Source organism: Dietzia sp. DQ11-38-2 (assembly GCF_014145055.1).
In the GTDB taxonomy this organism is placed as follows: domain Bacteria; phylum Actinomycetota; class Actinomycetes; order Mycobacteriales; family Mycobacteriaceae; genus Dietzia.
The window spans coordinates 1-1,687 of sequence record NZ_JAALDW010000248.1; the positions used below are offsets into that span (position 1 = coordinate 1).

At 71.0% G+C, this 1,687-nt stretch carries 2 protein-coding genes; one reads left to right on the plus strand and one right to left on the minus strand.

Going from position 1 to position 1,687, the window contains the following annotated elements:
- The coding region (locus G6026_RS09270) for a galactosyltransferase-related protein (RefSeq protein WP_182612988.1) at nucleotides 1–701 on the plus strand (701 nt) is incomplete at its 5' end.
- Nucleotides 702–799: 98 nt separating this feature from the next.
- On the opposite strand, the gene G6026_RS09275 is transcribed toward G6026_RS09270, so the two are convergent.
- A complete protein-coding gene (locus G6026_RS09275) occupies nucleotides 800–1,591 on the minus strand; it encodes an ABC transporter ATP-binding protein (RefSeq protein ID WP_182612989.1) in 792 nt (263 codons plus the stop codon).
- Nucleotides 1,592–1,687 lie beyond the last annotated feature (96 nt).

Here is a 1,687-nt window from a genome sequence, read left to right on the forward strand (position 1 = left end):
CGGACCCACTGGAGGTCCCGGCGGGGCCGGACCTGCCGGTTGCCCGCTGCCGCAACGCGGGCGGGGACCGGGCCGTCGAGACCGGCGCCGAGCTGATCATCTTCCTGGACGTCGACTGCATGCCCGGCCCGGACCTGGGCTCCCGGTACGCGGACCTCCCGCCCGGCACAGTGGGGATGGGGCCGGTCACGTATCTGCCCGAGTCGCTGGGTGCTCCGGACCCCGCCGAGCTCGCGGGCCTCACCGACCCGCACCCGGCGCGACCGTTCCCCGAGCACGGCCTGCGGAGACTCGAGGCGAGCGAGTTCGGGATGTTCTGGTCACTGTCCTTCGCCCTGCACGCGGATCTCTGGACACGGCTCCGCCGGGAGTTCGGGGGGTTCGACGAGCACTACTCGGGGTACGGCGCGGAGGACACCGACTTCGGTCGCCGACTGCTGCACCGGAGGGTCCCGGTGGTGCTCGTGGCGGGCGCGCACGCCTATCACCGGTGGCATCCGGTGTCGTCCCCGCCGGTGGAACACCTCCAGGACCTGCTACGCAATGGAGCCCACTACGCCGAACGCTGGGGTGAGTGGCCGGCCCCGGGGTGGTTCGAGGAGTTCGAGCGGAGGGGACTGGTCCGGCGCGACGGTGACGGGTGGGTCGCGGTTCCCGCATACCGGAACTCCGAGGGTCGCCGCCCGGGGACCGGGGGCTGACCCCGACGAGACGAGCGTTCCGAACGCCTCGCCCGACAGGCGGGTGTGCGGAACGCTCGTGTCGACGGGGGACGGGCGGGCTGGGAGGGGGGCGGACCTCAGCCCAGGAACGCCTTGTCGGACAGTGTCGCGCCCTTGATCGTGGCGAACTCCTTGAGCAGATCCTGCACGGTGAGTGAGGCCTTCTCCCGTGCGTCCGCCTCGTAGACGATCTGGCCCTCGTGCATCATGATCAGGCGGTTGCCCAGCCGGATGGCCTGTTCCATGTTGTGCGTGACCATGAGGGTGGTGAGCCCGCCCTCCCGGACGATCCGCTCGGTGATGGTGGTGACCAGCTCGGCCCGCTGCGGGTCCAGTGCCGCGGTGTGCTCGTCGAGCAGCATGATCCGCGGCTGGGTGAACCCGGCCATGAGTAGCGACAGTGCCTGGCGCTGTCCGCCCGAGAGCAATCCGACCTTCGCGGTGAGTCGGTCCTCGAGGCCCAGCTCGAGCATGGCGAGCTGGTCGACGAACTGCCGCCGACGCTTCTTGTTCAGGCTCGGGCCGAGCCCTCGCCGCGTGCCGCGCAGGAACGCCAGGGACAGATTCTCCTCGATGGTGAGAGTGGGGGCGGTCCCGGCGAGTGGGTCCTGGAAGACGCGGCCCACATACTTCGCGCGCCTGTGATCGCGCAGGCGGGTGACGTTCCTGCCGTCGATGTCGATTCGTCCGTCGTCGGGGATCAACCGCCCGGACACGACGTTGAGCAGGGTCGACTTGCCGGCGCCGTTGGAGCCGATCACGGTGACGAAGTCGCCCTCGGCCATCGTGAGGCTGAGCCCGTTCAGCGCCCGGCGCTCGTTGACGGTGCCCGGGAAGAAGGTCTTGGACACGTCCGTGACTGTCAGCATGCTCAGCTCTCCTCGCCGCCGGTGCCGGTGCCGGTGCCGGTGGCCTGGTCTGGGCCCGGGGCCGCGGCGCCGGGAGCGGTCGCGGCGGTCCCGGCG

Excerpts from the sequence above, each read along its gene's own strand:
- G6026_RS09275 (WP_182612989.1), bottom strand. The coding sequence starts at position 1,591 with ATGCTGACAGTCACGGACGTGTCCAAGACCTTCTTCCCGGGCACCGTC.